Source organism: Shewanella sp. TB7-MNA-CIBAN-0143 (genome assembly GCF_040310065.1).
Lineage (GTDB): Bacteria > Pseudomonadota > Gammaproteobacteria > Enterobacterales > Shewanellaceae > Shewanella.
Window position 1 is genome coordinate 1 of the sequence record NZ_JBEOPL010000114.1, and the last position, 264, is coordinate 264.

The 264-nt window shown below is 48.5% G+C and carries 1 protein-coding gene; it reads left to right on the top strand.

Features of this window, described 5'->3' with window-relative positions:
- The coding region (locus AAEY97_RS21325) for an NAD(P)-binding domain-containing protein (RefSeq protein ID WP_351001357.1) at positions 1-264 on the top strand (264 nt) is incomplete at both ends.

Here is a 264-nt window from a genome sequence, read left to right on the forward strand (position 1 = left end):
GTCTTACGGCACCGCCCTTGCTATTTGTTTAGCCCGAAATGGTCACCAGGTGACACTTTGGGGAAGAAATAGCGACGACGTTGCCACGCTTGCAGCTGAGCGGAAAAATCAACGTTACTTACCTGATGCTCCTTTCCCAGATACTCTTACTCTTGAAGCTAACTTACAACATGCCGTTGCTAGCAGTGCTATTGTACTTGTTGTTGTGCCAAGCCATGCTTTTGGCGACACGCTTGCGCAAATAAAACCTGCATTGCAAGAGGG